General features: G+C 71.5%; 5 protein-coding genes and 2 pseudogenes. 2 read left to right on the top strand and 5 right to left on the bottom strand.

The features are described from left to right. Positions 1 to 334: pseudogene (locus tag O3Q52_RS49065) on the bottom strand (sugar hydrolase); the annotation flags it as partial. A 242-nt stretch (positions 335 to 576) separates the two neighbouring features. Between O3Q52_RS49065 and O3Q52_RS49070 the strand changes: the two are divergent. Next, the gene (locus tag O3Q52_RS49070; protein ID WP_186001443.1) at positions 577 to 933 is read left to right on the top strand and encodes a DUF779 domain-containing protein; all 357 of its coding nucleotides are present in this window, start codon (positions 577 to 579) and stop codon (positions 931 to 933) included. Between the two features lie 82 nt (positions 934 to 1,015). Beyond that, entirely contained in the window at positions 1,016 to 2,257 is a 1,242-nt protein-coding gene (locus tag O3Q52_RS49075; protein ID WP_269654925.1) for a phosphodiester glycosidase family protein, read from the top strand. A gap of 28 nt (positions 2,258 to 2,285) precedes the next feature. On the opposite strand, the gene O3Q52_RS49080 is transcribed toward O3Q52_RS49075, so the two are convergent. From O3Q52_RS49080 to O3Q52_RS49095, 4 genes and pseudogenes are all read right to left on the bottom strand, one after another. Then, entirely contained in the window at positions 2,286 to 2,480 is a 195-nt protein-coding gene (locus O3Q52_RS49080; protein ID WP_055611237.1) for a hypothetical protein, read from the bottom strand. 169 nt (positions 2,481 to 2,649) lie between these two features. After that, the gene (locus tag O3Q52_RS49085) at positions 2,650 to 3,510 is read right to left on the bottom strand and encodes a phosphatidylinositol-specific phospholipase C/glycerophosphodiester phosphodiesterase family protein (protein ID WP_269654926.1); all 861 of its coding nucleotides are present in this window, start codon (positions 3,508 to 3,510) and stop codon (positions 2,650 to 2,652) included. Positions 3,511 to 3,643: 133 nt separating this feature from the next. Next, a pseudogene (locus O3Q52_RS49090) lies at positions 3,644 to 3,889 on the bottom strand (ABC transporter ATP-binding protein); the annotation flags it as partial. A gap of 147 nt (positions 3,890 to 4,036) precedes the next feature. Beyond that, a partial coding sequence (locus O3Q52_RS49095) for an acyl-CoA dehydrogenase family protein (RefSeq protein ID WP_269654927.1) occupies positions 4,037 to 4,712 on the bottom strand: 676 nt, incomplete at its 5' end.

Raw genomic sequence — 4,712 nt, forward strand, 5'->3', positions numbered from 1 at the left:
CCGTGTCGTCGACGACGCCGAACGCGAAGTTGCCGGGGACGTCAGGTGCGCCCGCTCCCACCAGGTGGCCGATGCCGCCGCCCTCGTTGTCGATGCCGACGATCAGGTCGGGGCGTATGGCCCGCAGCTCGTCGGTGAGCCGGCGCACCTGCTCGGCGTCGCGCACGTTGCGGGTGAACAGGATGACTCCGCCGAGCCCCCGGTCGACGAGCCGTTTCAGGGTGGTGGGGACGCTCGCGGTCCCGTCGAAACCGGCGACGAGGCAGCGGTGGGCCGCCTCGTCCAGATCGACGGGCAGCCCGGGACCGTCCAGTGCGGCGGGCAGGGGATGGATCACGTCGACTGTCCTCCGGTCGGATGACGGATCGGATGATGCAAGCCACCAAAAGATAACCCGAAGGTGAATCAATCAACCAGCCCCCTTGACGCAGCGTGTGCGCCGCACCACACAGGGAGGCGGCCCGGAACGATCTCCTGACGCGGCACTGACGCCCGTCCGTCGGCTCGGTAGGGTCCGCGACAGCGGTCAGGACCTGGTCCGGTACGCCTCGAAGCGATGAGGAGTGATGCACGGTGATCCCATCCGCCCCGCGCGTGGAGCTGACGCCCGCCGCCGCCGAGCTGCTGCGCCGACTGCGGGCCGCCCACGGTCCGCTGATGTTCCATCAGTCCGGCGGCTGCTGCGACGGCAGCGCGCCCATGTGCTACCCGGAGGGCGAGTTCCGGACGGGCGACTCCGACGTGCTCCTCGCCTCACTGGCCGTCGAGGGTGTCGACGAGCCGGTGACGTTCTGGATGTCGCGGAGCCAGTACGAGGTGTGGAGCCACACCCGGCTGATCGTCGACGTGGTGGAGGGGAGGGGCAGTGGCTTCTCCTTGGAGGCACCCGAAGGGGTGCGTTTCCTGACCCGTTCGCGTCTCGTCGGCACGTAGTCGTCGTCACGCCACCTGCTCTGTGGTGAACTCCCTTGTGTCCTGGGCCATTTGAGGAGACAGCGGAGAGAGCAGGGGCAGCGTGAGACGACGCACCGGACGACTCAGAACCGCACTGACGGTAGTAGCGGCATGGAGCGCACTGGCCGGTGCCGCCCTCGCGGGGGCGGCACCGGCCAGTGGCGCGCCGGACGGCGGCCCGCCGGGTTTCCACCGGCTCGCACCCGGCGTGCGCTACACCGAGTTCGACATTCCGGCCGCCAAGGGCATGGCGCACGCACATGTGCTCAGCGTCGATCTCCGCAATCCGCGGGTGAGTGTCGACCTGCTCCACCCCGGCGCGGTGGCGGCGCGGGCTCCCGTGTCGCGGATGGCCGACGCGCAGGGTGCCGTCGCGGGCGTCAACGGCGACTTCTTCAACATCACCGAGACCCAGCATCCGGGGGTCGAGGCGACCGGCGCGTCCGTCGGTCCTGCGATCGCGGGCGGGCGCACGCTCAAGGCTGCGGTCCCCGACGGCCAGCGCTTCGGCCCCGCCCTGCCGCCCGGTACGAGCACCCGGGACGTACTCGGCGTGGGCACGGACCATCGGGCCCGCCTCGACAGCCTCGCCCTCGACGGTTCGGTCACCACCGCCGAGGCGCGCCTCCCGCTCGGCGGGCTCAACCAGTACGCGCTGCCGGTCGGCTCCGTCGGCGCGTTCACCTCGGACTGGGGCACCGTCTCTCGGGTGCGGGCCACCTGCGGGACCGACACCGACCGGGCCGCGCCCTGCAGTACGGACACCCATGAGGTGACCGTCCAGGACGGCCGGGTCGTGTCATCGGCCGACACACCCGGCAACGGACCCATCGCTTCCGGCACCACTGTTCTGGTCGGCCGGGAGGCGGGCGCCCAGCAGTTGCGGAAGCTGTCTCTCGGTGAGCGGGTCACGGTGCGGCACCGGCTGGTGGCGGCCGCGTCGAGGATCCCGTACCGGTTCGTGATCGGCGGCTATCCGGTCCTGAGAGGCGGGCAGCCGCTCGCGGGTCTGGACACCACGACCGCGGCGGTACGGACCGCCGCGGGCATCTCGGACGGCGGCCGCCGGCTCCTGCTGCTCGCGCTGGACGGGGCACCCGAGTTCCGTACCGGACTCACCATCGCGGAAGTCGCCGACACCATGCGGCAGTTGGGTTCCGTGGACGCCTTCAGCCTCGACGGCGGCGGTTCGACCACGCTGGCCGCCCGGGAGCCGGGCTCGACGACGGCGACCGTGCGCAACCATCCCAGCGGCGGGGCGGAGAGGCCGGTGCCCAACGGGATCGGCGTGTTCTCGCGGTAGTGATCCGCGCCCCACCGCTCCCCCGGGCTCACGGCCTGAGGCTGCTGACGACATCGGCGGTCGCCGTGAGCCCGTTGTGGATGGTCGGCGCCATGCTCGTGCTCGCGAGATAGAAGCCGAGCAGCACGCAGACCACCGCATGCGAGAGCTTCAGCGCGCCGTTGCGGAGGAAGACCACCGCAAGGATCAAGAGCAACAGGACCACAGAGATGGAAATGGCCATCGTCAACCTCCTCCGCCACGTCCACACCGCGGCTTTCGGCCGCAAGTGTGGCGTAGCGGGGGGTTCGTCCGGGCGGCTGACGTGTCCGCCGAACGTGTGTTGACTGCGCGTGAAAGCGATGGGCTGGGCCCGTCGGTCGGTGACCGCTGGACTACGCCCGCTCGTGGACCTACTTGTGGGCGTCCAGGAACGCTTCGAGACCCGCGAGGTCGTCGGTGTTGAAGTAGTCGGCGTCAGCGGCGAGGAGTTCGCCCCAGACCGCGTCACGGGCGGGGCCCGCCAGATCCGGGGTGGCCCAGAAGCGGACCCTCTGCCCGCGGGAGTGCGCCGCAGCGATGATGCCGCGCAGCTTCTGGCGCTCGACCTCGGGGAACGTGCCGACGCCCTGCCAGGTGAAGTTGAGCGTCCAGTTGTCGCTGATGAGCGGGATGAAGGAAGCCGGGGCCGGGACGGGGGCCAGCAGGTCCAGGAGGCGGCCGTCGTAGAAGGCCCGCCGCACGGTCTGGGCCTCCATCGGGACACGCGCCGCGCGGTCGCCGGAGATCACGGCGGTCACCGCGCCGGGGAAGACCCGCCCGTGCGCGTACGTCGTGAACAGGTGCCGGTAGCGGCGCAGTTGGCGGTCGAGCCCCTGGTACGTGGACGCGCCCTCGGTCTTGATGTCGATGAGCAGCTGGAGCGGCTTGCGCTGCCCCCGGTACACCGAGCCGCGGTTGGCCTTCACGCGGGCGGCGAGCGGGGCGAGGTAGAGGGATTCCAGCGTCCGGGTCGGGTCGAGTTCGACCGGGTCGTGAGCGACCAGCAGTTGCTTCCCGACGAGGAAGATGTCCGACTCGACGCTTCCGAAGCGGTGGTCGAGCGCGTCGAGGAGAGGACGGGTGTGGAGGTAGTCGTTGTGCGCGTGGGCGCGCCACAGCGGGCGCGGCCGGTGCCCGCCCTCGGTCGCCTGCGCGTACGCGGGCACGGCGACGCTGCCCGCCACCGCGGCGGCGAGGGTCGTGAGGGCTCTGCGACGGGTGGTGAGGGCCATGTCTGCCTCCCTGAAGTGCCGTATGGGCCTCAGCGAGTATCGGCCCTCACGGGGTTCAAGGAGCAGGGCCGTGCGGGGAGTTGGCCGGACTGCCGCTGTGCGTTCACTTCGCCCGACCGCCTCCGGCGGACGTTCACACCGAGGTCGACTCGGCCCACCCGACCGTCCGGTCGCACCACCGATCCAGCAGAACCCGGTCGTGGCCGACGGCCAGCAGTCCGGCCCCGCTCTCCCGTCGGTAGGACTCCACGACGCCGACCAGCGTGGCCGTGGTCGAGGCGTGGAGCATCGCCGTCATCTCGTCGCAGACGAGCCGGCGAGGCCGCAACGAGAGCGCCCGGGCGAGACAGGCCCGCTGCGACTGCCCGTCGCTGACCTCCCACCCCCACCCCTGATGAACGTCAACAGTTATTGCAAACAATTCGCAACTATGCATGATGGGGGACGCGGGTACAGCGAGGGCCCGCTCCTGTCCGGGGGGTCGGAGCGGGCCTTCGCCCCATGGGTGGGCGTGGAAAGGGGGAGGTCAGGGGGCCCGGAGGTCCACCAGACCGGCCAGTGCCCCGCGGTGGGCGCCCGCCGTGCCGTACGCGATCGAGTCGGCCTTGGCGCGCTTCAGGTAGAGGTGGACCGGGTGCTCCCACGTCATACCGATACCGGCGTGCAGCTGGACCGCCTCCTCGGCCGCGTGCACCGCGACCGGTGCGGCGTAGGCCTGGGCGACAGCGACCGCCAGGTCGGTGTCCGGGCTCCCGGTGGCCAGCGCGTCGGCGGCGTTGCGGGCCGCGGCGCGCGTGCCCACGACCTCCTGCCACAGGTGGGCGAGCCGGTGCTTGAGCGCCTGGAAGCCGCCGACCGGGCGGTTGAACTGCTTGCGCTCCTTGAGATAGCGGACCGTCTCCGTCAAGCACCAGTCGGCGAGGCCGAGTTGCTCGGAAACGAGCAGTCCGGCTCCGGCGCGCAGGGCACGCCGTACCGCCGGCGCGGCGTCCGCGGTGAGGAGGCGCGCCGGGGCCCCGTCGAAGGTGACCGTGGCGACCGGCCGGGTCAGGTCGAGGGAGACCTGCGGGGTGACCGTGACGCCGTCGGCACCGGCGTCCACGGCGTACAGACCGCCGTCCTCCGCCGGCACGAGCAGCACGTCCGCGGCGACCGCGTCCGCGATGCCGGTCAACTCCCCGTGCAGAGTGCCGTCTTCATGC

Source organism: Streptomyces sp. ActVer (assembly GCF_027270795.1).
Classification (GTDB): domain Bacteria; phylum Actinomycetota; class Actinomycetes; order Streptomycetales; family Streptomycetaceae; genus Streptomyces; species Streptomyces umbrinus_A.